Genomic DNA, 22,585 nt, shown 5'->3' with positions numbered 1-22,585 from the left:
CGGGCGCTTACTTGTTTTTCCGGTCCTCATGTAGCAAAGACAAGAGGATCTTCAACTAAAATCGCTCACGTCCTGTGGCTGGCGCCTAAAGCTACCACATCCTGTGGAATACCGGTCCTCAGGAACTGCACCGCTCTTATCTTCTTGCTTCTAATTTGTCCCTTTTTGAACACGCACTTATAGCTGACGACAATGCAAATGAATATAGAAAATAATCAGCCTTCAAGCGTTGATGGGAAGTAATTTAAGCAGTTAGTTGTATCTTTTCATTAGAAATATAGTTGACAAAGAGGAATTTATGTAATAAAATTATCTCGAATTAAATATAAATGAATTAGAGATATATTTTTTTAAATAAATATCTCGAATTCGAGATAATTTCTATCGATAGCTAATTTTATACAACAGAATGACAACTTCATGTTAAGGAGGGATTTTTATGAATAAAAAAATGACAGGAATACACCACATTACATCCATTGTTGGAAACCCACAAGAAAATGTTGATTTCTATGCTGGCATATTAGGTTTACGTCTAGTTAAAAAGACGGTAAATTTCGATGATCCAGGGACTTATCATCTTTATTTTGGAAATGAGAGAGGTAAACCAGGTACCATCATAACATTTTTCCCATGGGTAGGTGCCTATCAAGGTAAAGTTGGCGGCGGCCAGGTAGGCGTGACGTCTTATGTTGTTCCTCTTGGCGCATTAAGTTTTTGGGAAAAAAGGCTGTCTAAGTATGATATTTCATTTATTAAAACGGAACGATTTGGTGAGACCTATTTAACATTTGATGATCCACATGGACTTCATTTAGAAATAGTCGAGAGAGAAGGAGGTGAAATAAATAACTGGAGATTCGGAGATGTAACACCAGAAGTCGCCATTAAAGGATTTGGCGGAGCAACATTGTTATCAGTCCAACCAAAAGAAACGGCGTATCTTCTAGAAAACATCTTAGGATTAGAAATAGTAGGAGAAGAAAATGGTATCATGCGTTTTCATTCTAGAAGTAATATTGGAAACATTATCGATTTGAGATTAACCCCAGTAGCAAGCGGGCAAATGGGGGTAGGCACGGTTCATCATATTGCATGGCGAGTTAACGATGACGAAGATCAATTGGCGTGGCAACAATATATAAAAGACGAAGGTTATGGGATTACACCTGTTCAAGATAGAAACTATTTTAATTCGATTTATTTCAGAGAACATGGGGAAATTCTATTTGAGATAGCAACTGATCCACCAGGATTTGCACATGATGAATCACAAGAAACGATGGGAGCAAAATTAATGTTGCCCATGCGTTATGAACAATATAGAGATCAATTAGAGCAAAGATTAATGCCAATCAAAGTCAGGAATCTGGATGGATAGAGGAGGCGAGAACTTTATTTTTAAAGTCTCTCTTTATTTCCGAAAAAAGAAGCAAAATTAAAGTTAGCCATTGCATTGTTAAATTTAGAAGAAGTTATTAATGTATCAAAGCATTAAATAAGAAAGTATAAAATAAAAATTTTGGAGGTATTTTATTATGACAGATTTAGGATTATTTTTGATTCGTATGATTATAGGAATTGTATTTTTATTTTATGGAAGTCAAAAATTGTTCGGATGGTTTGGAGGACATGGGATTAAAGGAACCGGAGGATGGTTTGAATCGATTGGTATTAAACCTGGCATTCTAGTCGCCACACTTAGTGGCTTTGGAGAATTGGTTAGTGGAATATTGTTCATATTAGGCTTCCTTCTACCCCTCGGAGCGATTATAATAACGATAATTATGCTCGGAGCGATCATTAAGGTACATGGATCAAAAGGTTTTTCTAATACTATAGGTGGGTTCGAATATAACTTGGTACTGATTGTTGTTTCAATTGGCTTGGCACTCATTGGTCCTGGGGGCTATTCATTATAGAATGAACAAAAGAAAAGCATTTAAGAGTTGCTGTTGCTTTATGTAAGGGTGACAAAGACTTAAATTTATCAATATACTAATGGTCCCCTTTCTACTCGATAGGGGACTATTTATTATTTAACCTTTATTAGTGGAACTATATATTGCTAATATCGAAGTGCCTGGCACTTCGACATTAAAATCACTGATTTAAATGAAAAGAAAAACATATGCTATCATAGACATAGACCTAACTTTAGATTTAGGTTAGATTTAGATAAATAAGGAGAGTAGAGGATGCGGTATACAATAGGAGAGGTAGCTAAGAAATTTAATTTAAATATCTCAACTCTTAGATATTACGATAAGGAAGGTTTAATTCCTAATCTTGAAAAGAATGAAAGTGGAAATCGAATCTTCGACGAAGAAGCCATTTCAGGATTAATTACAATTGAATGCCTGAAAAAATCAGGAATGTCTATAAAAGACATTAAAACTTTTATTGATTGGTGCCAAGAAGGAAATGAAACATTGAAAGATCGTCTAGAAATGTTTTTAGCCCGTAGAGAGGCACTCCAATCTCAAATCAAAGAATTAGAAAGCACATTAAATTATATTGATTACAAGGTTGAATACTATACTAAAGCCGTGGCGGATGGAACCGAAAAAATTGTTAAAGAGCAAATGTCTAACCCAAGACTCCTTAAAATGCAATAAAATAGTAAAGCCGTCGCCTATCTGATTCATAACGATTCGAATAGGCGACGGTTTTTAAAAAATAAGCGTAAAATTTGTCAAATTTTTTGCATAACATCATTCCTAAAATTTTTTTAAAATCACACTTGACCTAAAGTTAGGTTTAGGGATTATCATAATAGTGCATTCACAAATTAATGTCAAATAGGTAAAAGGAGAGGAGTAAAAGATGAAAGAAGATTTAACTATTACACAAGAATGGGATAAAGTTTTTTCAAAAAGTGAAAAAGTTAATCATCATAAAGTTACTTTCCATAATCGGTATGGAATCACATTGGTTGCTGACTTATATGAACCGAAACAATTTGAAGGAAAACTTCCAGCAATCGCTGTCTGTGGTCCATTTGGAGCAGTTAAGGAACAATCATCAGGTTTATATGCTCAAACGATGGCTGAAAAAGGATTTTTAACAATTGCTTTTGACCCCTCTTTTACAGGTGAAAGTGGAGGAACACCACGCTATGTTGCATCACCAGACATTAATACAGAGGATTTTCAAGCGGCTGTAGACTTCTTGTCTGTTCAAGAGAATGTTAATCCTGACAAAATAGGCATTATTGGCATCTGTGGCTGGGGAGGAATGGCTTTAAATGCTGCGGCGATTGATACAAGAATCAAGGTAACGGTAGCATCTACAATGTACGATATGTCTCGTGTGAACGCTCAAGGATACTTTGATGCAATGGATGAAGATGCACGATATGAAACAAGAAAAAGTTTAAATGCACAAAGAATTATAGATTACAAAAATGGAGAGTATGAAAGAGCAGGTGGCGTAGTAGACCCTCTTCCAGAAGATGCGCCATCTTTCGTAAAAGATTACTTCGATTATTATAAAACAAATCGTGGGTATCATGAGCGCTCATTAAATTCTAATGATGGATGGAACACTACTTCCTCTTTATCATTTATGAATATGCCACTTTTACAATATAGTCATGAAATTCGTAGTGCCGTTCTAATGATACATGGTGAAAAAGCCCATTCCTTATACTTTAGTCAAGACGCATTTAAAAAATTAAAAGGTGATAATAAAAAAATTACGGTGATTCCGAATGCTAGTCATACAGATTTGTATGACAAGACTGATATCATCCCATTTGAGGAAATTACAGATTTCTTTCAAAAAAATATGATTTAATTAGTTATACAAATTGGTCAGAAAGAATTAACCCGTTTTGATCAATCTTTTTTCAAAACGGTTCTTTTAATTTAACTTAAAATATGGGTCTGCGGGTTGTTTTTGACCAAACTTTATTTCAAAGCTACAAATTTGTGACTTTAAAACAAAGTTTGATAATTTGTAAAAAAAGTTTGATTAAAATCCTGTATTGATATAAACAGGATTATTTTTTTGCTTTTGATGATGTAAAACCCCATTCGACTAAAGGGCCATTTAATGGAACAAGAGTTGATAACTTTATTGTAAAATAAACATACAAAAACCATATCTATTTATAGGGAGAAAATGATGGAGATTAGACTTTTAAATTCACTAGATGCTGAGAACTATCTTGATCTAAGGTTAGAGGCTTTACAAAATAGCCCTGAGGCATTTGCTGCTAGCTATGAAGAGGAAAAAGATCAATCCTTTGAAAAATACAAAAGCAGGTTTCAATCTCAAGACTCGTTTACTTTCGGTGCGTTTGAAAATGAAAAACTTATCGGTGTCGTTACTTTGGTTAAAGAAAAGAAGCTTAAACTAAAACATAGAGCGAATATCTTCGCCATGTACGTTTCTCCTGAAAAGCGTGGTATTGGTGCTGGAAAGAGTTTAATGTTAGAAGCAATTAAGAAGGCAAAAGAATTGGAAGGAATTGAGCAGATTTATTTAACTGTGGTGACGACTAATGATCCAGCAAAAAGGCTTTATTCATCTTTGGGGTTTAAGGCTTTCGGAAAAGATAAAAGAGCAATAATGTCGAAGTGCCTGGCACTTCGACATTACAGAAGGATACTTATCTAGACTGATTTCTTCTTTTTTAGCATATACGAAACAACTACATTCAGGTACAATGCAGATTATCTTGTCTATCACTGTTTTTCACCCCTGAAATAATTTCGGGTAGTGACCGTCACCTATTTTTTAAGGACTGATAATTTATAAAAAAATGAATACTTATAATGAAATACACATATTGAATGACATGAAAGAAGGGCGCTCATTAGTGAGGAAAGATCTGCTTCTAATAAACCAATTTAGTAAATTAACGGGTCTTTCAAGAAAGGCTTTATACGTTTACGATCAAAAAAATATCTTGAATCCTTCGTTTATTGATCCCGATAATGACTATCGATACTATAACAAGAATCAATTGTTAACAGCTAAGCGAATAAAGCTATTAAAACAAGCAGGGTTTACCTTAAAAGAAATTGAGCAGATCGTAGATGAAAAATTATCAGCTGCAGAGATAAATAGCTTGATCGAAAGAAAACTTCGATTAGAATCCGATAAAATTATTAAAGCAAACCAAGCAATCCAGCAATTAAATATGCTTACTAGCACAATGACTGAATTCAATGGCGAAGTTAAAATTGGATACTTAGATGCTGTACATGTAGTTGAATCCAGCATATTACCAAATGAAAATATATGCACGGCGCTCAATGACGCAGAAAAATTGTTTAAAAAGAATAACGTCATAAGAACTGAGAAAATGATTAAGTATGAACGAAGTGATAACGATGTTTATCCAGTTGCCATAGCTATTCAAGTGAAAAGTCAGAAACTAGATCCATCCATCTATAAAAAGTATTTTGACTTTGAAGCGCAGCACTTTTTTTGCGAAGTTGATCCTTACCAAGAACAATCAATTTTAAAGATAAAGAACATCATAAAAAACGATAAGATAAAATTATCTGGACCCTATATTTATGAGCGTATATTAAATTCAGATGATTATTTATATTCCTCTAAACGTTTTTCCGAATTTATTTTCCCGCTAAATGTTTAGCGATTGACTTTACCCTAAGGGAAACCTTTATATTCTCTTTTAAGGAGGGTATAACATATGAAAAAATTGAAATATGCTTTGGTAACAGGTGCTTCAAGAGGAATAGGAAAGGCGATTGCCATTCAGCTTGCAAAGGATGGATTTAATTTACTTTTGCATTATAATCAAAATATTGAACAAGCAGTTAAAGTTCAGGAGCAAATTAACTCCATTGGGAAGAAAGCAGAGATCATTCAAGGAGATTTCAATTCCAGTGGGGGCATAGATGTTTTTATTGAACAAGTAAAGAGCCTTCTTATTCAGGACGAGACAATATCCATTCATACAATTGTGCATAATGCTGGCCATGCTACATCTAATGGATTTGGGGATGTAGGCTATGAAGAATTTGATCAATTATTCAATGCTAATGTTAAAGCGCCTTATTTTATAAGTCAGTCTTTAGTTCAGTATATCGAGAACAACGGAAGAATAATAAATATTTCATCAGGAGTGACGCGCATTGCGTTTCCCCATATGATGGTATACAGCATGACTAAAGGGGCTATGAATACAATGACGTTTACGCTGGCAAAAGAATTAGGAAGAACAGGGATCACTGTTAATTCTGTAATGCCAGGAATTATTGATACAGATTCAACGGCTTGCTGGTTACACACCAACGAGGGGCAGGAAAATGCTAAGCAGATGAGTGCTTTAGGAAGAGAAGGACAGCCAGAAGAAATCGCCAATGCTGTCTCCTTCCTTGCTAGTAAAAAAGCGAGTTTTATAACTGGGCATAATATGGATGTTACAGGTGGCAGTCATTTGTAGCGAATAAGTTAAAACAATTCCTCTTGATTGATTATAGTAAAAATATTTCACAGGCGGTAATAACAAATGAACAGGTAGTTATAACGTAAGCATAAAATTGGCCCCTCTGAAAAAACAGGTGGGGTTTTTTATTAAAGTATATGGGCTTGTACGATTTTTCCTTGCTCATATCCCCATGTCGATTTGATGTCGTAGTGCTTGGCACTTCGACATGCGATTTGAAATAAAGTTGTACCGTTTATAAAAAATTTGCAGGTTAGACCTAAAGAGATTGCAGAAAAGGTAACAAACTTGTTTAAGTAAAATATGGAGACAAATTTGCCTTAGAGGAGGATTCTATGAGAACGATTACTCTTTCAAATGGAAAAATGGTGGAAGTAGAATGTTTAAGCTGTGCTTTGACAAGTGGAGTTATCGAACCAGAAGGTGGTGTAGTAATAGAAACAGAATATTTTCATGCACATCAAGATGTTGCATATCCAATAAAAGGTTTAATAATTTTAGCGTCTAAGCGTCATATTAAATGCTTTGATGAATTAACCGAAGAAGAACGAATGGATTACATAAATATCTTGTCTAAGATTAGGAAGGCTCAAAGAAAAGTCTTAGGGATTGAACATGTCTATTATTTTTATAACGAGGATACGACTCACCATTTTCATACTTGGATGGTTCCACGCTATGAATGGATGTACAAGTTTGGAAGGTCAGTAGAATCTGTTAGACCTGTATTACTTCATGCAAGAAATAAACTGAATAATGAAGAAAATATAAAAGAAGTAAAGGAAGCGATTAGAGCATTAGGAGAGGAATTAAATAAATAAGGGATGTGTGTTTAAAATGATTAAAGCTGTTATCTTCGACTTAGATGGTACCTTGCTAAATAGGAATGCCTCTTGGTATACAATGGAATAATGTTGAGGCTGATTTCATTATTGAAGATTTAATAGAATTACCAATAGCAATACTTAATTTACCTTCAGTTACAATTCCAACTAGTTGAACACCACGCCGTTTATTATTTTCGAGCGGATTTGGTAAAAACGCTCCCCCTGTATAAAGAGCGAACGGATCATTTGTCAGTTCAGGGATATCCCTCGGATTGATATTGAAAGTTGCGGTGTTCAAGGTATGATTTGTCAAAAACTTTCCTACATTTGGATTATTAAATACTACAGGTATGCCTGCCTGACGTAAGTCGTCTGAGGGTCCAATTCCAGATAACATTAAAAGTTGTGCACTGTTGATGCCTGCTGAAATAATCACTTTTTTATGCGCAAATATTTTTATTTTTTTGCCCTCTTTTAGTAGTTCCACACCAACCGCTCTTTTTCCGTTAAATAGAATACGAACTACCGTTGATTTATAAAGCACCCTTAACTTTCGTCCGTCCACTCCAATACCTTCGCGATTAATAATATCGGAAGATAAAAAAGCAGTAGAGGAACTTTCTCTTTGTCCATTCCTTTTTTGATATAATTGCCACCTGGTGAACGGACCAAGTGGAGTTCTTGGATTGTTGTAATCTAGAATTCTTTTAATAACTGTAGCACTTTCTATTGCGGAAACCAATTTATTCGTAATTGCAGGAGGGGTGCTGGGGGTTTGTCTGATGCTAAGACGTCCATTATAGCCATGAAATTCAAGACTATTTGTTTTTCCATGAAAACTTTCTAATTGTTTAAAGCTTCTTATCGCTTTCTCAGGCGGCCATAACGAACCTAATAGTTTTTCCCATTCTTTTAAGACTGCCCACGTTGGTCTAACATACTGTTCTCCATTTATGGAAGAACCTCCACCAGATAGGCGTCCTGTTGTCCATTCAAATGACCTGTCATCAACTCCCTCTTGTGGGACGCCTTCTCCTTGCCAAAAATACTCAGGGAAAAAGTGTTCTTCTAGTTCAAGAGCAAATCTTGAATCTCTAATTGGTTGATCACGATCATTATTTTCTCCTGCTTCAATCACTAAAACAGTTGTTTTTTTATCATCTGTTATTGTTTTAGCTATAACTGCACCAGCTGGTCCAGTCCCAACTACAATGTAGTCAAAAAGATTTTTTGACTGGCTATCATGCATTATACATTCCCCTTTCACCATTCTATATATCCTATGAAATAGCAATGGGGGAGAAGTAGGTAAAGACATACTAAAGTTATAATGCAATACCTATTTATTACATAAAAAGTTTAAAAAAGGCTTTGGCCACCTGTTTTTAGTCCATTCTCCTCCAAAATCTCGTAATATACTATTAATAAGATTAGGGACAAGGAGGTGATTTTGATGGAAAGAAGAGATGTTTTTGACAATTGGTTCAGATTTGTTAATCACGATACCAATACAAACTTTTTTGAGAATAATCAGGTAGAAGCAGAATTTAAATCCAGTTCGAAATCAATTAGGCATCATTCAAACAGCACAGGTAATAATGAAATGGACTTTGAATTAGAATCGAGTGGGCATGGTTCAAGGAGAAGAAGGACACATTCTTCTCATGGTGATGTTCGGGATATAAGTACTTCAAAGTGCCAGCGGTTGGCAGATATAATCGGAGGAATGGTTATCTCAGCAACTCCTGTCTGTGTTGTAATGCGTCTTCGAGATATCAATGCAACTATATTAGGACGACGTACGCGCTCTCCGCTTGCTCTCCCCTTTATGTTATCCTTTGAAAACAATGGACTTAATCTAGGTGAAACTGTACTCCTCCAAAAAGAAGTCAATCCGATGATCGATGCCTTACGAAGAAGAGGAATTATCGTGACAGCATTTCACAACCATTGGCTATTTGAAAAACCGCGCTTAATGTATATGCATTGGGAGAATGTGGATATGTCCGCAGAAGAGTTTGCTAGGAATAGTATTGAAGCGGCAAGAGAGGCTGGGCTTTTCTAATCAATTATTAAAGTTTAATGCCTCATTGTAGTGAATAGATTTTAATTTAGACCTTCAATTTGAAGGTCTTTTTTGCTAATACGATTATTTCTCTCTCCTTGTGAACGTTAGCTATTGGAGAAAATTATGTATGGAAAATAAACATGCCGTTAAATTAGAAGCAAAATAAAAAGCCAGGATTATAAGAATCATGGCTTTAAGATTATAACTATTTTAATGTTCTGAGCCTTCGGTAAAGACTGCAATCAAAACTTTGGCAATATCATCTCCAATATTTTTAAAGAAGTGATGGACACTTGCACACCAACTGAACGTATCTCCCTCTTCTAAAATAACGGAGTTTTCTCCTTGTTCTGCGAGAACTTTCCCCTTTAAAACTAATTGTCGAAGTGCCTGGCACTTCGACATTTTTTCGACAAATTTCGGGTGGTTTCGGGTGGTGACAGGCACCAGTAGGAAAACAGGCACCCGTCAAAATATAATATTGTCCTCTAATAGTTCCATGTTAGTAATAAATATTCGATGATCTTTAATAGTTATAATACCATTATTCTTCAATTGTTTTAGAATTCTGCTAACACTACTTGCTGTTGATATACCGCAGAACTTTGCAATTTCTTCATTCGTAACTTGAAAATCAATCATCAACCCGTCAGGTGTTCGAACACCGAAAAGATCATATAAGTCGTAAAGTTGTGTACAAACAGCACCCAATTTACCATTTAACAACATCTGTTGCATTTTCTTCATAACATAAAGCAAACGGTATCTATAGAAATCTTTTACGTAACGTTGGAATTCTGAGCTCTCATTAACATCCTTCCAAAATTCCACACGATTAATTCGATAAAATTCAGCAGTCTCTGATTCAACTCGGATATTGTAAGGAGAATCAATAAATTGTGAATACTCATCCCTTAATATTGAAACAATTTCAAAGTCTGTAATGTATCTAAGATTAAATTCGCGACCATCATTAGAAATGACACTTGCTTTAACAACACCGCTCTTCAAAATATAAGCATAACAATCCTCTACACCTTCAAAGGTTAAATACTTATGATACCCCTTTTGGACAATTGGTGGACGTTTTTTTTTAACATATTCCTTTAACACTCTATTATCCAACAAATGTCCCCCCCAATGAATAGACCTAAAAACATGTCAAAATCAGATCTTTTTTTTAGTTCGTTCATAATTTACAAATGACATTAACATTTGTTATGTACAAAGATATATTACCACTGCGTTTGTAAACATTCTATACATTTATTATACTTCACTAGTAATTTCTCAACTTTCGGCCATAGAAAGACTCAATGAATCCTTGATATAACTCGGCAGAGACTCAAACCATTGCAATTATTGACTATTTATCCCGCCTTAACGGCAAGTAAAGACCCCCACCTCAAGATTCTGAGTACAAAGAAGATAGGTGGGGATCAACTGCCCGTAAAGGTCCGATTGGCTCAGCTAACCATCAGTGGGGGATGAAGAAAACCCCCACTGATGGAAGTTTCACTTTATATTTAATGTTTCTGTGCTCGAGGAAATAGTCCCTTTCGACATTGTTTCAAATAGGTCTAATAACACTTTTGTGAAGCCGTAAACATATCTAAATCTCTAATCATGGAATCATATGATATACCTTTAAATTCTTAAGCTAGCTTAAAAATATTTACTAGTTTTAAAAGTTGATCGTCAAATTGGTAGCGTTTCTTCATTATTTAAACGATTTACAAACAACCTTTTTTTGTTATCGATTCGATCAAAGGTACATGTGTAAACCAAGTATCCATCAAAACATAATCCGCAATCAAGCCTCTATTTAAGATTTTTTGGAAAAGATTAGCTGCAACCACAGGCCTAGATTGGATAGCCTTACGATGTTTAAACTCTGAAGTGTACACAAAAGCTTGATATTAAAGTGGGTTCAATCCAAGTTTCCGTGGGACTCTAGAGTTCAAATTCAACTCCGAAAGTTGAGCAATTTTATATAAAGAAGGCGATCAAACATGAATTACTGGATGAATGCAATTATTGATCGACTAGAAACAGCATACCGAACAAGATTCAATATGAAAGCATCGTTAGTATTTTTGAACGATGCTCACCAAGACTCCATAGAATTGGTAAAACAAATGGGAAGTGAAGCAAATCAAGACTGTAAGGAATTTCTAGACTTATTCATGTCCACACGTGATCTATTTATTCAACAATTAGTAGATCGATACCCCTCAAATTATCATGATGTAGAAGTACAAATCGAAAAATTAAAAACTTATTCAATTTAAGGAGATAAGAAGTTACATGGAAGATAAACTTTTTAACAAACACTTTGTCGGAATTACATTAATTAACTTTTGTGTCTACTTGGTTTATTATCTTTTGATGGTTATCATCGCAGTAATTGCTCAAGATAATTTACACGCTAGTTTAAGTCAGGCCGGATTTGCTTCAGGAATATATATTATTGGAACATTGATAGCTCGCTTATATATGGGTAAACAGTTAGAACTATTGGGGAGAAAATTCGTTTTACGTGGTGGAGCCATTTTTTATCTTATTACAACGATCGCCTATTTATTTGCCCCAAGTATCGGTATTCTATATGTAATTCGGCTTATAAACGGCTTCGGATATGGAACAGTCTCTACGGCAACCAATGCTATCGTAACAGCATATATTCCTAAAAATAAAAAAGGGGAAGGAATAAACTATTATGGATTAAGTACAAGTTTAGCTGCGGCTGCTGGACCTTTCATTGGAATGATTTTGCTTAATTTGACAAACTTCTTATTTATTATTTGGTTTTCCATTATTTTAATTGCTTTAGTGACTATTTCTTGCTTTATATTTCCCGTTAAAAATATTCAGTTATCAGATGCGCAAAAAACTCAATTAAGCTCTTGGAGCATTCATAGCTTTATAGAAAAAAAGGCTCTATTTATAACAGGCATCGCCTTTCTAATGGGACTTGCTTATTCTAGTGTGCTATCATTCTTGTCTTCTTATACTAAAGTGCTTGATCTAGTCGCTGCAGGATCTTTTTTCTTTGTGGTATATGCATTAGTAGTCACATTCACTCGTCCTATGACTGGTCGAATTTTTGATGTAAAGGGTGAACAGTATGTCTTGTACCCTAGTTATATCTTCTTAACAGCGGGTTTATTTTTATTAAGTATAACGACTAATAGTGCGATGTTGTTAATCGCTGGCGCATTAGTCGGATTAGGGTATGGTACCTTTATGTCAAATGGTCAAGCCGTTTGTCTCAAAGTAGTTCCTAACGCAACCAGAATTGGAATTGCCTTATCTACTTACTTTGTTGGTTTAGATTTAGGATTGGGTGTTGGTCCCTATGTTTTGGGTATTTTAAAATCTTTCACTTCTTTTAGGGGTCTATACGTCATCGCGGGAATCATTCCTCTTGTTTGTACGGTTATATACTTTAGTGGCAATAAAATTTCACTGAATAAGACTAAGGAGAAATATGAACGAATTTCTTAATCGGTAAATTTGGCCTATGTCAGTTGAAAAACAATAAATCAATAAATCAAACTTTGTTTTAAACCTCACCAGCTAGATGACTTTTATCAAATGCTGGTGAGTTTTTTTATTTCATTTCTTTAGGAGGAAAAGAAAATGGATAAAAAAATTAACAATTTTTTATTGTCGAAGTGCTTGTCACTTCGAAGTTTTACTTGAATATATAAGTGAATGGCTATATATTTATATGTGCAGAGTAAAAGGAAGGGTTTTATTTTTTGTTCTATATATAAGTACATTCCTATATACTTATTCGATTTGAAAAGGAGAAGTCATATGGAAAAAACTAATATTGAGGTAGAAACTGCGTCTCAGGTATTCAAGCTACTTGGAGATAAAACGAGGCTGACGATTGGTGCTCTTTTGATGAAACGGGAACTTTGCGTTTGTGAGTTGCTTGAAGTTTTTGAGATGAGTCAACCTTCTATTAGTCAACACCTTCGTAAATTAAAGGACGCTGGATTAGTAAAAGAAGCACGAAGAGGCCAGTGGATCTATTATTCTCTCAATACAAACAGCGAATTTTATTCACTGGTTAAGTATGCAACAAGCCTTATTCCAGATCAAGATGAAAAGATTCGTCAAATTGAAATAAGCAATCCAACTCTTCGTTGTGGTTGTTAAAGAAAAAATGGAGGAGAGGAATGCTATGAATCATGCTAAAAAAAAGCGTTTATCATTTCTTGATCGTTACTTAACATTATGGATTTTTCTTGCCATGGCAGTAGGCATCGGGTTAGGCTTTATTTTTCCGGGAATGGTAAATGGCTTAAATAAACTTCAAGTCGGAACAACGTCGATTCCTATAGCCATTGGGTTGATTTTGATGTTGTATCCCCCACTCGCAAAGGTACGTTATGAAGAAATTGGGCGAGTCTTTAAAGATGTGAAAGTGTTAGCACTATCGTTAGTACAAAACTGGGTAATTGGACCAATCCTCATGTTTTTACTCGCTATTATCTTTTTACCGGATAAACCTGAGTATATGGTAGGACTTATCATGATTGGTTTAGCTCGCTGTATCGCCATGGTTATTGTATGGAATGATCTTGCAAAAGGCGATGCAGACTATGCCGCTGGGTTAGTTGCTTTTAATTCCATTTTCCAAGTGCTCTTTTTCTCCGTTTATGCCTATGTTTTTGTAACGGTTATTCCGGAATGGTTTGGATTAGATGGAGTCGCCATCAATATAACCATTGGTGAAGTGGCTAAGTCGGTATTTATCTACCTTGGACTACCGTTTATTGCAGGAATCATTACCCGCTTTATGTTAGTCAAAGTAAAAGGCAGATCTTGGTATGAAAAAGTGTTCATCCCAAAAATAAGCCCACTCACATTAATAGCCCTGCTGTTTACGATCATTGTCATGTTCTCTCTAAAAGGAGACATGATTGTGTCTTTACCACTGGATGTTGTGAGAATTGCTATACCCCTGTTGATTTATTTTATCATCATGTTCTTTGTTTCGTTCTTCCTAGGAAGGAAATTAGGAACAAATTATCCTGTAACCACAACATTAGCATTTACAGCGGGCAGTAATAACTTTGAATTGGCGATTGCCGTAGCTGTAGGTGTTTTCGGTATCCATTCGGGTGTTGCATTTGCAGCGGTAATTGGACCGTTAGTAGAAGTTCCTGTCATGATAGCACTTGTCAATGTCGCATTATGGTTTAAAAAGAAATACTTCAGTGAGCAAACAGTATAAATTCAAAAACAAAGGTGGTAATCAATATGAAAAATAAAAAAACAATCTACTTCTTATGTACAGGGAATTCTTGCAGAAGCCAAATGGCTGAGGGATGGGCTAAAAAGTATTTAAACCAAAACGAATGGAATAGTTGTAGTGCAGGTATTGAGGCACATGGATTGAATCCGAATGCAGTAAAGGCAATGAAGGAAGTTGGAATTGATATTTCGAACCAAACCTCAGATGTTATTGACCTTGAAATTTTAAATAATGCAGATTTAGTGGTCACACTTTGCGGTGACGCTGCTGACAAATGCCCAATGACACCACCACATGTAAAACGAGAACACTGGGGCTTCGATGATCCAGCCAAAGCCGAGGGAACAGATGAAGAAAAATGGGCAGTATTTCAAAAAGTCCGTGATGAAGTAGGGGAAAGGATTAAAAGATTCTCGGAAACAGGCGAGTAAACAGATGATTGGAGGTCGTTTAATGTCGAAGTGCCTGGCACTTCGACATTAACATTTATTATTCAATTTTTCTTTCTCAATTATGTCCTTTACTACATCTTGAATAGTTACATTTTCAAGAGCCTTTTCCAATGCGGTTTGGGCAATTTCAAATATAGGACCAATTGTTTCTTGAATATTTCTACCGACTGGACAATCAGGATTTGGATTTTCATGTATGCTAAATAAATCTTTTTCTTGAACAACATTAACTGCTCTATAAACATCCAGCAATGTAATATCTGCAAAGTCTTTTGCTAATACAGCCCCAGCAATTCCTGGTCTTACTTTTACTAGACCTGCACGTTTAAGCATCCCCATAATCTTCCTTATGACCGCTGGGTTCGTGTTAACACTCCCAGCTAAAAATTCTGAAGTGCTTACTCCACCTTTATTTATTTCAATAAGAGTTAATATATGAATTCCAACAGCAAAACGACTGCTGATAGACATCTTTTTCACCTTCCTTTAATGAATATACATTTATAGTACACCTGTAATTAAAACTATTACAAGGGTATTTTTCTATGATAGATTACAAAAAATGTGAATGTAGACTATTGACAAATATTCTAATTGTAATTAGTATGATTACAGGTAATTGGTTTGGTTACATTAAATTTGTAATAATTACAGGAGGACAGTAAAATGAAAATTGGAATTATTGGTGCAAGCGGTAAAGCAGGAAGTCTTATTCTAAAGGAAGCTGTTGAAAGAGGGCATGAGGTTACTGCAATTGTTAGAGATGCATCTAAAATAGAAAACAAACAAGTTGCTGTAGTGGAAAAAAATATTTTTGATTTGAAATCCCAAGATATTAACAAGTTCGATGTGATTGTAAATGCATTTAATGCTACACCAGGACAAGAAAATCAGCATATTGAAGCTGGTAAAGTCTTAATTGAAGCACTTAAAGGTGCTCCAAGCACAAGATTAGTTGTCGTTGGTGGAGCAGGAAGCCTTTTTGTTGATGAAGCAAAATCAGTGCGAGTAATGGAAACTCCCGATTTTCCTAAAGCATATCTTCCAACTGCTGCAAACATGGCTAAGAATTTGGATGAACTACAAAGTACAAGTGGTATTCAATGGACTTATATAAGTCCAGCCGGGTTCTTTAATCCAGAAGGTAAACGAACTGGTTCATATAAAAAAGGCGGAGATATACTCACTTTAAATTCAAAAGGTGAAAGCTACATCAGCTATGCAGACTATGCAATTGCTGTATTAGACGAAATTGAAATTTCACAGCATAAAAATGAACGATTTTCAGTTGTTGGCGAAGCAGAATAGTTTTTTGCCAAGAGATAATGTCGAAGTGCCTGGCACTTCGACATTTACTATTACTCTAATAGTTGTTTATTATGATAGCTGCCTTTTCGTATTCTCCAAATTACAATTCCTACAGCAATGATCCACAAGGCTCCAAGGATTATATAAGTATATAGGCTTGCTATTTGCGAAACATTTAATGCTCCTAATAAAGTCCTCATATTTGTAATAATAATAATCCCACCAATAAGTGTTCCTAATAGGTTTGTAGGAATAATTTTGACCAACCAAGCTGCAATTGGGGCTGCTATTAGGCCACCAATCATTAATGCAATAACCCATTGTAGATGAATATTTGACCATCCTAATGTTAAAAGAAACCCTAGTGTAGATGAAACAGCTATGGCAAATTCACTTGTATCAACTGATCCAATTACTTTTCTAGGCTCCATTTTATTACCCGTTAATAAAACTGGTGTTGCAATTGGACCCCATCCCCCACCTCCTGTTGCATCAAAAAACCCTGCTATAAATCCAAGTGGGATGAATTGTTTTTTTGACATACTTTTCCTTGTTAGTTTTTTGTATGTGTTAAACTTAAAGAGAAAACGATAAATTACAAAAATACCCAAAATTAATAAGAAAAAGGATACATATGGTTTTATAATATTCCCAGGGATACTACCTAAGAAACAAGCACCTAAAAAAGCACCGATTGATCCTGGTAATATTAATTTATAAACGACTTGTTTATCGACATTTCCAAATCGAATGTGTGATACACCCGAAGCAGCTGTTGTTACAACTTCTGCCATATGGACGGATGCAGATGCAACAGCTGGTGCAATTCCAAACATAAGTAATAATGACGTTGATGTAACTCCATATGCCATCCCCAAAGAACCATCGACTAACTGTGCTGCTAAACCTATAAAGGCAAGAATAATCAATCTTCTCATATTTAATTCTCCTTTTTTTATAAATCCTGAATAGATTAGAAATGGATAGAAATTATTAAATTGTTGACTAATCTAATCAAGTTTCTAACTTAAGATATGATGGACCCTTTGGGTGGGTTCTTTGTCTAATAAAAATGGGCTTAAAAGGAGTGAACGTTGATGAAGGTTTCAAGCAAGGGAGAATATGCATTACGAGCGTTAATCTGCCTGGGTGGAATGCATAGTAAGTTAATAAGTATAGAAAAAATTTCGGAAAAAACACTTGTACCAGTTCACTACCTAGAACAAATTCTCTTGCAATTAAAAAGAAACGGCTACGTTCAAAGTAAAAGAGGTGTCAATGGGGGCTACAAATTAGGCAAAAATCCAAAGGAAATTATTATCGGGGATGTCATTAGAAACTTAGAAGGACCACTTGCACCGATGGGTTGTGTAAGTATTACTTCCTACGAAAGTTGTCCATTAGAAGAAGGTTGTTTGCTAAAACCACTATGGGCACTTGTTAGAGACAAAATTGCAGAATTATTAGATAACACAACACTTTACGATTTGATAGAACGAAAAATATAGTGATAAATTATGATTATTTTCGACAAATTTCGGGTGGTGACAGGCACCCCAAAAAACAGTTATGTTTTGTAAGCGGTTACCATAAACTGAATATAGTATTTTTTTCATTGATTTTACAGCTTAAATCGGAGGAGGGTAATTTCATTATGCATTGGGTTCAAAACTATGATCCATTCGGTAACTTAGCTGTGTCTTTCTTTGTTGCCTGCATACCTATCATCTTTTTTTTCTGGGCGTTAGCTGTGAAAAAGATGAAGGGATATGTTGCAGGGTTGTTAACTGTCCTCGTTGCGGTGTTGGTGGCGATCATCGTCTTTAAGATGCCTGTTTCGCTGGCTGTCAGTGCGACTGTATTCGGCGGATTTCAAGGGTTATGGCCAATTGGGTGGATAATTGTAACCGCTGTCTTTTTATACAAACTTACTGTTGCATCCGGTCATTTTAAGATTATTAGAGATTCTATTGCTTCAATCACAGAAGACAGAAGGTTGCAAGCGCTGTTAATTGCTTTCTCTTTTGGAGCCTTTTTGGAGGGAACAGCCGGTTATGGGACACCTGTTGCGATCGCCGGAGGATTGTTGGTAGGTCTAGGATTTAATCCCTTTTATGCAGCTGGATTGTGCCTGATTGCTAACACGGCACCTGTAGCCTTCGGAGGTGTCGGTATCCCTATTCTGACATCTGCACAAGTTGCTAACATGGATGTTATGGCGATCAGTCAGATGGTTGGCCGTCAAGTGCCTTTATTGTCACTCTTCGTTCCATTCTGGCTGGTTTTTATTATGTCTGGGTGGAAGCGGACAATTGAAGTACTTCCAGCCATTTTGGTTTGCGGTCTTTCCTTTTCGCTGACACAATTTATAACAGCTAACTATCTTGGCCCGGAACTGCCGGATATTACTTCAGCCATTGCCAGCCTGGTTGCTTTGACAATCTTCTTAAAGGTTTGGAAGCCAAAAACAATCTTCCGTTTTAAGAATGAGAAGTCTGAGGATGGTCTGGTTTCTGGATCAGAGGTAACAGAACAAGCAGCCACACAGTCCAGTAATATGCATCATTCACTGAAACAGATTATACAGGCATGGTCACCCTTTATTTTGCTTGTCGGAATCATCTGTATTTGGGGCGGACTGGATAGTGTTAAAAAGGCGTTAAATTCGCTGACCATGATGATATCCGTTCCATTTCTTGATGGTGTAATTGATAAAACACAACCCATTGTTAATGAATCTGTGCCTTATGAAGCGGTGTATAAGTTTGATCTGCTTGCGGCAACAGGAACAGCTATTCTTGTTGCATGCCTCATTAGCAAATATCTTCTTCAACTCAGTTGGAAAAAATGGATTCAAACGTTCCGTAATACGATAAAGGAGCTGACTTTTCCCCTGATTATGGTTGTGTCGGTGCTTGGGTTTGCATACATTGAAAATTACTCGGGCATGAGTGCAACGTTAGGTCTTGGATTGGCTTCCACGGGTGTTGCTTTTCCTTTCGTCGCTCCGATTATTGGTTGGGTGGGCGTATTCTTGACTGGATCGGATACGTCATCAAATGCTTTGTTCTCCAATCTTCAGAAGATAACGGGGAATCAGATAGGTGTAGATTCAACGCTCCTCGTTGCGGCAAATTCAACAGGAGGCGTCACAGCAAAAATGATATCACCTCAATCCATTGCGGTAGCAACAGCGGCGACTGGCTTGGTTGGAAAAGAAGGCAGTTTATTCATGTTCACCATCAAACACAGTCTGTTTTTCCTCGCAATAACAGCGTTGATTACGTTGCTTCAGGCTTATCCGCTGCATTGGATGATTCCCTGATAGTGTCGAAGTGCCTGGCACTTCGACATTAATAGACATCGCATTTATGCTTTAGTAGCAAAAGGATAAAGAAATGTAAGTTTTCAAAATGTCATTGTGATAATATGGATATTAACATAAAATCAGGAGGTGTTTCGTTTTGGTGAAATTAGAAACAGAACGATTATATTTACAACCTTTCAAAAAGTTAGACTCATCTAGAATTCAGGAATTAGCAAATAATAAAGAGGTAGCAAATATTCTTGGCCTTCCTCATCCTTATCTATTAAAATATGCAGAAGATTGGATTGATACTCACCCTGAACTAATTAAAAAAGGCGTTGAGTACCCATTAGCAATAGTATATAAGAATACAAAAGAAATAATAGGTACAATAAACATTAGAGTTGATCATAACAATAATAAAGGTGAACTTGGTTACTGGATAGGCAGAGATTATTGGGGAAATGGTTTTGCAACAGAAGCTGTAAAGCAAATAATAAGTTTTGGATTTAACGAACTTAATTTAAATAAAATTTGGGCAGCTGCTATTTCTAGAAACAAAGCTTCAATAATGGTTTTGGAGAAAGCTGGTTTACAGAAAGAGGGAACACTTAGACAAAATAAACTTCTATTAAATAATTATGAGGACGTTGAAGTATATGGTCTTTTAAAAGTCGAATTTACTAAACAAGATTCATGTAAATGAATTTTATTCATCAACAAACGGGACCCTTCTTAAGAGGATCCTTTTTTTAAAGGATTATTAACGAATTCCATTTTTTAAAACAATTCTTAATCCCAAGGGCGCAACCTAGGGCCACCACCCGGACTTTGTCGAAGAAATAACGATAGTCATCAATACTCCCCATCTATTTTAATGAGAAGTATATGAAGATAACTTTTCTACAATGTGACTATTATTAAAAGAATGCCTATTAATGCTGTAGAATCTGCTTTGTGTAAATAGTAAAGTCATCTAAATGTTTCTCTAAAATTTGCTGCAATATCTCGTGATTGATGGTTTGATAATCATGAACAGCAATATTACGAAATCCAACCATAGCTTTCATGAGATAGGCGGTTTCCTTTGTAATAATAGATTGGGATGCCAACATATCAAATGCTTCCCGACTCGTTTGAGGTAATCCGAGGCGTTCTTCTGAAACAACATGCATAGCCAAATCTATACAGGCTTCACAGGCACGTTGGATATTTAAAACAATAGAGTCTTGTTTGGTATAATCGAGAAGATTTTGTGGGCTCTGATCATACACTTCCAAAATTCGTTTCCTACAGCGTTCTATCACACTGATTTTGTTTAAAATGACATCATTTTTCATAGATAGTCCCGCTTTCGTCTACTTTTTTAAGAATGTCTCTTCTTTCTTCATTGAGCTTTACATACATGCTCAACGTTTTCATTTGTTCCTTCATTCTTAATATTTCATCGTTACAATAAATAATTTTTCCTGTCGTATAAATCTGTGCTTGGAAGACCGTAGAGGCTTCTGTAATATTAACTAAATCGACTTCTTTTTTTAGAAGAGATGCGAGCTCCTGAGCGAGCATAAACGTGTCGTATTTTGTTATGGTGCTATCTTTCCTGTAAAACGCGATATCAATATCACTTTGATCATGCATGGTATTTCTTGCATAAGATCCAAAAAGGATGATAAAGGAGGGGGTTAATTTTTCGATTAAAAAATCAGTGATCAATTTCTCTATGTTAATTGGCATTCGATCACTCCCATAAATAGTTTTAATCATATTATAACAAGTGGTTTGCCATTTAACGACTTATAGAAGTGAACCAAGTATAATTTAAAATTAGAACCCCCCCCTGCCAAGCGAGGCAAGAGAGGCTACTATGGAACTTTAATTGAGACTCACAATAGAGAAAAGTATAAACTAGCAGATTAGTGCCTCTAACTTTCCACTTTCAAGCATAAGAAAATGAAAGAACGAATCGAACAGTCAATGACCGCTATAAAGAGAGACCCCTAAAAATGTATCCTTGAATATAACTTCCAATCTTTAAAATCTGCCATAATTGTGGCTTTCTTCTGCTGCTATTGCATCTGCTTTTGTAGGATGAACGGTTCCAAATGGGTGATTCGGAGGAGCATAAATGGAGTAAAGTTTTAGAAGAGTATTCCCTGTATTGGTTAGATTATGCCACGTTCCTGCAGGTATGACTATTGCAGAATCATCATAGACATTTCTTCTAAAGTTTAAATTATTTTTATTCTTACCCATTTGAACAATCCCTTGACCTTGCTCAATGCGTAAAAATTGATCAACGTCAGGATGCATTTCCAATCCGATATCTTCGCCAACTCCTAGACTCATTAAAGTAACTTGAAAGTGTGTTCCTGTCCATAAAGCAGTTCGAAACGTATTATTTTGCTTTGCTGCTTCATTGATATTAATAACAAACGGTTCCGCTCCAAAATCTTTTAAGTAGAAATTCCCATTGTTGTTTAAATAACGATGATAATCTTTGTTTGACTGTTGTATCTCATTAGGAAAAGTCCTGTAAACAGACTCTCTTTCAAAGCTATGCATTGGTGCATTTACATTATTAGCATATGGATATGGATAGATATAAGGCTCATAGTACATATTCCCCAATCCCTTCACAGATTATAAAATTATCCTATGCACTTGTTACGAAAATGTATTTAGATTCAAGGTGACTTGTAAAAAAACATTAACCTTATTACACTTTTTTGATCCTAGCACAATAAGTTGAATTATCTTTTCCAGACAAAGGACTCCCATCTCAAAGCCCGATGAGTAGGTGGGAGATGATCGTCAGTTACGATAGACAAACTTTTCTTCTTATGATAAAATGGGAACAAACGTTCTTGTTGGGAAGATAAAATTCTTGCTAGTAAAAAAGGGGCCAATAAATAGCGTTTGTC

25 protein-coding genes and 1 pseudogene are annotated in these 22,585 nt (G+C 35.6%); 18 read left to right on the top strand and 8 right to left on the bottom strand.

Features of this window, described 5'->3' with window-relative positions; translation table 11 throughout:
• The first annotated feature begins 439 nt into the window (after positions 1–439).
• The 8 genes from GMB86_RS05315 (at position 440) to GMB86_RS05280 (ending at position 7,248) form a co-directional block, all read left to right on the top strand.
• Positions 440–1,381: a ring-cleaving dioxygenase gene (locus GMB86_RS05315; RefSeq protein ID WP_155217544.1), complete on the top strand. Its 942-nt coding sequence runs from the start codon at positions 440–442 to the stop codon at positions 1,379–1,381.
• 157 nt (positions 1,382–1,538) lie between these two features.
• Positions 1,539–1,922, top strand: coding sequence for a DoxX family protein (locus GMB86_RS05310; protein ID WP_155217542.1), 384 nt, complete (start codon positions 1,539–1,541; stop codon positions 1,920–1,922).
• Between the two features lie 276 nt (positions 1,923–2,198).
• Positions 2,199–2,618 carry a MerR family transcriptional regulator gene (locus GMB86_RS05305; protein ID WP_155217540.1) on the top strand — a complete coding sequence of 140 codons (420 nt, stop codon included), beginning with the start codon at positions 2,199–2,201 and terminating at the stop codon, positions 2,616–2,618.
• 208 nt (positions 2,619–2,826) lie between these two features.
• Positions 2,827–3,798 carry an alpha/beta hydrolase gene (locus GMB86_RS05300; protein ID WP_155217538.1) on the top strand — a complete coding sequence of 324 codons (972 nt, stop codon included), beginning with the start codon at positions 2,827–2,829 and terminating at the stop codon, positions 3,796–3,798.
• Between the two features lie 330 nt (positions 3,799–4,128).
• On the top strand, positions 4,129–4,623 hold the full coding sequence (locus GMB86_RS05295) for a GNAT family N-acetyltransferase (protein WP_155217536.1): 495 nt from the start codon (positions 4,129–4,131) through the stop codon (positions 4,621–4,623).
• Between the two features lie 202 nt (positions 4,624–4,825).
• Positions 4,826–5,611 carry a MerR family transcriptional regulator gene (locus GMB86_RS05290; protein WP_329602766.1) on the top strand — a complete coding sequence of 262 codons (786 nt, stop codon included), beginning with the start codon at positions 4,826–4,828 and terminating at the stop codon, positions 5,609–5,611.
• A 57-nt stretch (positions 5,612–5,668) separates the two neighbouring features.
• Positions 5,669–6,424 carry an SDR family NAD(P)-dependent oxidoreductase gene (locus tag GMB86_RS05285; RefSeq protein WP_155217534.1) on the top strand — a complete coding sequence of 252 codons (756 nt, stop codon included), beginning with the start codon at positions 5,669–5,671 and terminating at the stop codon, positions 6,422–6,424.
• A 338-nt stretch (positions 6,425–6,762) separates the two neighbouring features.
• The gene (locus tag GMB86_RS05280) at positions 6,763–7,248 is read left to right on the top strand and encodes an HIT family protein (protein ID WP_155217532.1); all 486 of its coding nucleotides are present in this window, start codon (positions 6,763–6,765) and stop codon (positions 7,246–7,248) included.
• Between the two features lie 133 nt (positions 7,249–7,381).
• Here the strand turns inward: GMB86_RS05280 and GMB86_RS05275 are convergent.
• Positions 7,382–8,503 (bottom strand): annotated as a pseudogene (locus GMB86_RS05275) (GMC family oxidoreductase); the annotation flags it as partial.
• Between the two features lie 204 nt (positions 8,504–8,707).
• Here GMB86_RS05275 and GMB86_RS16065 point away from each other — a divergent pair.
• Entirely contained in the window at positions 8,708–9,319 is a 612-nt protein-coding gene (locus GMB86_RS16065; protein WP_155217649.1) for a DUF1259 domain-containing protein, read from the top strand.
• Between the two features lie 213 nt (positions 9,320–9,532).
• Here the strand turns inward: GMB86_RS16065 and GMB86_RS05265 are convergent, their stop codons facing one another.
• Together GMB86_RS05265 and GMB86_RS05260 are read right to left on the bottom strand one after the other, a co-directional pair.
• Positions 9,533–9,727: a cupin domain-containing protein gene (locus GMB86_RS05265; protein WP_329602765.1), complete on the bottom strand. Its 195-nt coding sequence runs from the start codon at positions 9,725–9,727 to the stop codon at positions 9,533–9,535.
• A gap of 63 nt (positions 9,728–9,790) precedes the next feature.
• On the bottom strand, positions 9,791–10,447 hold the full coding sequence (locus GMB86_RS05260; protein ID WP_155217528.1) for a Crp/Fnr family transcriptional regulator: 657 nt from the start codon (positions 10,445–10,447) through the stop codon (positions 9,791–9,793).
• 887 nt (positions 10,448–11,334) lie between these two features.
• Between GMB86_RS05260 and GMB86_RS05255 the strand changes: the two genes are divergently transcribed.
• The 5 genes from GMB86_RS05255 (at position 11,335) to arsC (ending at position 15,025) form a co-directional block, all read left to right on the top strand.
• On the top strand, positions 11,335–11,613 hold the full coding sequence (locus GMB86_RS05255; RefSeq protein WP_155217526.1) for a hypothetical protein: 279 nt from the start codon (positions 11,335–11,337) through the stop codon (positions 11,611–11,613).
• A 16-nt stretch (positions 11,614–11,629) separates the two neighbouring features.
• The gene (locus GMB86_RS05250) at positions 11,630–12,829 is read left to right on the top strand and encodes an MFS transporter (protein WP_155217524.1); all 1,200 of its coding nucleotides are present in this window, start codon (positions 11,630–11,632) and stop codon (positions 12,827–12,829) included.
• Between the two features lie 315 nt (positions 12,830–13,144).
• The gene (locus GMB86_RS05245) at positions 13,145–13,492 is read left to right on the top strand and encodes an ArsR/SmtB family transcription factor (RefSeq protein WP_155217522.1); all 348 of its coding nucleotides are present in this window, start codon (positions 13,145–13,147) and stop codon (positions 13,490–13,492) included.
• Positions 13,493–13,517: 25 nt separating this feature from the next.
• Positions 13,518–14,573 carry an ACR3 family arsenite efflux transporter gene (arsB, locus tag GMB86_RS05240; protein ID WP_155217520.1) on the top strand — a complete coding sequence of 352 codons (1,056 nt, stop codon included), beginning with the start codon at positions 13,518–13,520 and terminating at the stop codon, positions 14,571–14,573.
• Between the two features lie 26 nt (positions 14,574–14,599).
• Positions 14,600–15,025, top strand: a complete 426-nt coding sequence (gene arsC, locus GMB86_RS05235; RefSeq protein ID WP_155217518.1) for an arsenate reductase (thioredoxin) — start codon at positions 14,600–14,602, stop codon at positions 15,023–15,025.
• Positions 15,026–15,073: 48 nt separating this feature from the next.
• Here the strand turns inward: arsC and GMB86_RS05230 are convergent, their stop codons facing one another.
• Complete coding sequence (locus GMB86_RS05230) at positions 15,074–15,517, bottom strand: Rrf2 family transcriptional regulator (RefSeq protein ID WP_155217516.1); 444 nt, start codon at positions 15,515–15,517, stop codon at positions 15,074–15,076.
• Between the two features lie 195 nt (positions 15,518–15,712).
• Between GMB86_RS05230 and GMB86_RS05225 the strand changes: the two genes are divergently transcribed.
• Positions 15,713–16,354, top strand: coding sequence for an NAD(P)-dependent oxidoreductase (locus GMB86_RS05225; RefSeq protein WP_155217514.1), 642 nt, complete (start codon positions 15,713–15,715; stop codon positions 16,352–16,354).
• A gap of 50 nt (positions 16,355–16,404) precedes the next feature.
• On the opposite strand, the gene GMB86_RS05220 is transcribed toward GMB86_RS05225, so the two are convergent.
• Positions 16,405–17,292 carry a sulfite exporter TauE/SafE family protein gene (locus GMB86_RS05220; RefSeq protein WP_155217512.1) on the bottom strand — a complete coding sequence of 296 codons (888 nt, stop codon included), beginning with the start codon at positions 17,290–17,292 and terminating at the stop codon, positions 16,405–16,407.
• Positions 17,293–17,451: 159 nt separating this feature from the next.
• On the opposite strand from GMB86_RS05220, the gene GMB86_RS05215 reads away from it, so the two are divergent.
• The 3 genes from GMB86_RS05215 to GMB86_RS05205 all read left to right on the top strand — a co-directional run bounded on the left by GMB86_RS05215 (position 17,452) and on the right by GMB86_RS05205 (position 20,367).
• Positions 17,452–17,862 carry an RrF2 family transcriptional regulator gene (locus GMB86_RS05215; RefSeq protein WP_155217510.1) on the top strand — a complete coding sequence of 137 codons (411 nt, stop codon included), beginning with the start codon at positions 17,452–17,454 and terminating at the stop codon, positions 17,860–17,862.
• Between the two features lie 146 nt (positions 17,863–18,008).
• A complete protein-coding gene (locus GMB86_RS05210; RefSeq protein WP_155217508.1) occupies positions 18,009–19,679 on the top strand; it encodes an L-lactate permease in 1,671 nt (556 codons plus the stop codon).
• 139 nt (positions 19,680–19,818) lie between these two features.
• Positions 19,819–20,367 carry a GNAT family N-acetyltransferase gene (locus GMB86_RS05205; protein ID WP_155217506.1) on the top strand — a complete coding sequence of 183 codons (549 nt, stop codon included), beginning with the start codon at positions 19,819–19,821 and terminating at the stop codon, positions 20,365–20,367.
• Between the two features lie 229 nt (positions 20,368–20,596).
• On the opposite strand, the gene hepT is transcribed toward GMB86_RS05205, so the two are convergent.
• From hepT to GMB86_RS05190, 3 genes are all read right to left on the bottom strand, one after another.
• Complete coding sequence (gene hepT / locus GMB86_RS05200; protein WP_155217504.1) at positions 20,597–21,001, bottom strand: type VII toxin-antitoxin system HepT family RNase toxin; 405 nt, start codon at positions 20,999–21,001, stop codon at positions 20,597–20,599.
• Complete coding sequence (gene mntA, locus GMB86_RS05195; RefSeq protein ID WP_155217502.1) at positions 20,991–21,398, bottom strand: type VII toxin-antitoxin system MntA family adenylyltransferase antitoxin; 408 nt, start codon at positions 21,396–21,398, stop codon at positions 20,991–20,993. The genes hepT and mntA overlap by 11 nt, the downstream gene beginning before the upstream one ends.
• Before the next feature lie 297 nt (positions 21,399–21,695).
• Positions 21,696–22,283 (bottom strand): cupin domain-containing protein, encoded by a 588-nt coding sequence (locus GMB86_RS05190; protein ID WP_155217500.1) that lies wholly within the window; start codon positions 22,281–22,283, stop codon positions 21,696–21,698.
• Between the last annotated feature and the right edge of the window lie 302 nt (positions 22,284–22,585).

Origin of the sequence: Terrilactibacillus tamarindi (genome assembly GCF_009718825.1) — a bacterium.
Classification (GTDB): domain Bacteria; phylum Bacillota; class Bacilli; order Bacillales; family Sporolactobacillaceae; genus Terrilactibacillus; species Terrilactibacillus tamarindi.
The sequence above is the reverse complement of the archived record's forward strand: the minus strand, read 5'-3'. Positions and strand labels throughout refer to the sequence as shown.

Excerpts from the sequence above, each read along its gene's own strand:
- GMB86_RS05315 (WP_155217544.1), top strand. The coding sequence starts at position 440 with ATGAATAAAAAAATGACAGGAATACACCACATTACATCCATTGTTGGA.
- GMB86_RS05310 (WP_155217542.1), top strand. The coding sequence starts at position 1,539 with ATGACAGATTTAGGATTATTTTTGATTCGTATGATTATAGGAATTGTA.
- GMB86_RS05305 (WP_155217540.1), top strand. The coding sequence starts at position 2,199 with ATGCGGTATACAATAGGAGAGGTAGCTAAGAAATTTAATTTAAATATC.
- GMB86_RS05300 (WP_155217538.1), top strand. The coding sequence starts at position 2,827 with ATGAAAGAAGATTTAACTATTACACAAGAATGGGATAAAGTTTTTTCA.
- GMB86_RS05295 (WP_155217536.1), top strand. The coding sequence starts at position 4,129 with ATGGAGATTAGACTTTTAAATTCACTAGATGCTGAGAACTATCTTGAT.
- GMB86_RS05285 (WP_155217534.1), top strand. The coding sequence starts at position 5,669 with ATGAAAAAATTGAAATATGCTTTGGTAACAGGTGCTTCAAGAGGAATA.
- GMB86_RS05280 (WP_155217532.1), top strand. The coding sequence starts at position 6,763 with ATGAGAACGATTACTCTTTCAAATGGAAAAATGGTGGAAGTAGAATGT.
- GMB86_RS16065 (WP_155217649.1), top strand. The coding sequence starts at position 8,708 with ATGGAAAGAAGAGATGTTTTTGACAATTGGTTCAGATTTGTTAATCAC.
- GMB86_RS05265 (WP_329602765.1), bottom strand. The coding sequence starts at position 9,727 with ATGTCGAAGTGCCAGGCACTTCGACAATTAGTTTTAAAGGGGAAAGTT.
- GMB86_RS05255 (WP_155217526.1), top strand. The coding sequence starts at position 11,335 with ATGAATTACTGGATGAATGCAATTATTGATCGACTAGAAACAGCATAC.
- GMB86_RS05250 (WP_155217524.1), top strand. The coding sequence starts at position 11,630 with ATGGAAGATAAACTTTTTAACAAACACTTTGTCGGAATTACATTAATT.
- GMB86_RS05245 (WP_155217522.1), top strand. The coding sequence starts at position 13,145 with ATGGAAAAAACTAATATTGAGGTAGAAACTGCGTCTCAGGTATTCAAG.
- arsB (WP_155217520.1), top strand. The coding sequence starts at position 13,518 with ATGAATCATGCTAAAAAAAAGCGTTTATCATTTCTTGATCGTTACTTA.
- arsC (WP_155217518.1), top strand. The coding sequence starts at position 14,600 with ATGAAAAATAAAAAAACAATCTACTTCTTATGTACAGGGAATTCTTGC.
- GMB86_RS05230 (WP_155217516.1), bottom strand. The coding sequence starts at position 15,517 with ATGTCTATCAGCAGTCGTTTTGCTGTTGGAATTCATATATTAACTCTT.
- GMB86_RS05225 (WP_155217514.1), top strand. The coding sequence starts at position 15,713 with ATGAAAATTGGAATTATTGGTGCAAGCGGTAAAGCAGGAAGTCTTATT.
- GMB86_RS05220 (WP_155217512.1), bottom strand. The coding sequence starts at position 17,292 with ATGAGAAGATTGATTATTCTTGCCTTTATAGGTTTAGCAGCACAGTTA.
- GMB86_RS05215 (WP_155217510.1), top strand. The coding sequence starts at position 17,452 with ATGAAGGTTTCAAGCAAGGGAGAATATGCATTACGAGCGTTAATCTGC.
- GMB86_RS05210 (WP_155217508.1), top strand. The coding sequence starts at position 18,009 with ATGCATTGGGTTCAAAACTATGATCCATTCGGTAACTTAGCTGTGTCT.
- hepT (WP_155217504.1), bottom strand. The coding sequence starts at position 21,001 with ATGAAAAATGATGTCATTTTAAACAAAATCAGTGTGATAGAACGCTGT.
- mntA (WP_155217502.1), bottom strand. The coding sequence starts at position 21,398 with ATGCCAATTAACATAGAGAAATTGATCACTGATTTTTTAATCGAAAAA.
- GMB86_RS05190 (WP_155217500.1), bottom strand. The coding sequence starts at position 22,283 with ATGTACTATGAGCCTTATATCTATCCATATCCATATGCTAATAATGTA.